Raw genomic sequence first — 2116 nt, 5'->3', positions numbered from 1 at the left:
TGATAAAGCTGTGAAAAGCGAAAGAAAGCATTGAAAATCCCTTAAAATAAGTCAAAATCAACCATTGACAAACGACAAATTATTTGCTATACCTCTATGTTATACTAAAAATTAGTTCAGTATATGCAATTTTGACAACATAATATATTCAACAATTTCCAAAAACCGAAAACCTTTCAAAGACAAGGAGGAAGGACTATGACACTGTGCAAGAATCAGAAAGAAGGACTCGTGGCGAAGCTCACCGCTTTTTTCAAAGGCTTGAGCGGAGACAAGATTGACGAAGCGGTGGCACAGGCAAGGAAACTTGCCAACGCCGAAACCCTGGAAGAGCGGAAGGACAAGCTAGTGAAACTCTTCGAGAGCCAGCTGGAAAAGCTCAAATCCACGGGAACTCCCCAGGCGATTCTGGAAGTGTTCCAAAACAACACGGACGAAGTCGTTTCCAAAGCAGCCGAAATAGCAGTCGCCGAAGGCAACATTCCTTTTCTGCCCGTCATTCCCAGAAGCTATATGGGCATTTATGCCCTGATGCCGATGGTAAAATACAACGGCAAGGTCGGCTACATTTATCTCGACCCCAACGAACTGACCGATGTGGTAGAAACACCCAAGACTCCATATTACGCCTTTGACGTGGAAAACGGCAAAGTGATGCTCGGCAAATCCCCCAAGGATGCCGAGAAAATCATCAAAAATCAAAAGCGTTCCTGCCTGACCGCCGATGAAGTAATCGCCGTCGGAATTCACAGCCAAGTCCTGTCCGACCACTATGTGGACGCCACAGGTTCCCGCTTTAAGTCGGACTTCGTGCCGGGCCTCTGCCTGGGCGACGACAGGCCTGGGCTCCGCTACTTCAACCCTGACCGCTCCTACGACGAGTGGGGCTCTGGTTCTTGCGGTAGTCGGGCTTAGAGCTTCGGTTCCTTGGGAATTTTGGATTTTTGTTCTTTTCCGCTTTCGCGGAACCCAAAAGGGTAAGTCACACGTTTGGCTTATCCTTTATTTTTTCCTCAAATTGTAATATGTTAGATTAACTAGCGTTGTTTACAAAAATTGTTAATATACATAACTAACAATTAAGTAAACACCAATGACAATCCATAAGAAAACACGATTAACACCGATACAAAGAAAGCAATTGGCTGATGACTACTTTGTTAAACACATACGACCCTGTGACCTTGGCAGAAAATATCATGTGAGTCCTCCTACAGTATACAAGATCATCAATCGTGCCAGGGTCAATGATTACAGTATTCACAAAAGCATCAATAAGCGTTTCAGATGCATACAATACGGTCTCAAACGACTTTCCAAGATAGAAAAACGGATTGAAGATAAACTGAAAAGACAAGCAAAAAGATATAACAAGAAATATCCCGGTGAAATGGTGCACGTTGATACCAAGAGACTTCCATTGCTCAGAGGTGAAAGCCCCAAAGCCACACATGAATATCTCTTGATCGGTATTGACGATTTTTCAAGAGAACTATTTGCCGCAATTCTCCCGGATAAAACACAATATTCCAGTGAAAAGTTCCTGACACAGATGATCGATGAATGCGCTTATACGATCGAACAAGTTTATTCAGATAACGGGTTGGAATATCGTGGAAATGAGCAGAATCACGCTTTTATGAAGCTGTGTAAAGCAAATGGCATTGAACAAAGATTCACAAAAGTGAAACACCCTCAAACGAACGGAAAAGCGGAAAGAGTGATCAGAACAATTATGGATATGTGGCACAACAAGACTGTTTTTAAAAACAGAGAACACAGGAAACTTGAACTGATTCGATTTGTAAACTACTATAATACTGTGAAACCACATAAAGGCATTGACAATCTGACACCGATGGAAAAACTCATTGACTATTTTTATCCGACAAAACTGTAAACAACGCTGTGATTTCTGACATTTAAGCTCTGAAATATGTGAATGGTTTAAATACTTGTTTTTTGCTTTCATTGTTAGGTATTTTAATATATTTTACTTGCTAGAGTGTTCTAGGGACTATCATAATTTTAACATTGCGTAATAGGAACCAAAAAAAGCCTCATTTAATGGGACTTTTTTTCTGAACCCCGCAGGTAATAACGTGCAAACTAGGCT

General features: G+C 41.4%; 2 protein-coding genes. Both read left to right on the top strand.

Annotation, left to right across the window (positions count from 1 at the left end):
- The first annotated feature begins 198 nt into the window (after positions 1-198).
- Positions 199-915 carry a DUF5701 family protein gene (locus WBV75_RS02315; protein ID WP_424119044.1) on the top strand — a complete coding sequence of 239 codons (717 nt, stop codon included), beginning with the start codon at positions 199-201 and terminating at the stop codon, positions 913-915.
- A gap of 178 nt (positions 916-1093) precedes the next feature.
- Positions 1094-1900, top strand: a complete 807-nt coding sequence (locus tag WBV75_RS02310; RefSeq protein WP_424119043.1) for an integrase core domain-containing protein — start codon at positions 1094-1096, stop codon at positions 1898-1900.
- The last annotated feature ends 216 nt before the right edge of the window (positions 1901-2116 follow it).

Origin of the sequence: Robiginitalea sp. (genome assembly GCF_049588695.1) — a bacterium.
Lineage (GTDB): Bacteria > Bacteroidota > Bacteroidia > Flavobacteriales > Flavobacteriaceae > Robiginitalea.
This window is presented reverse-complemented; position numbering and strand designations above follow the sequence as displayed.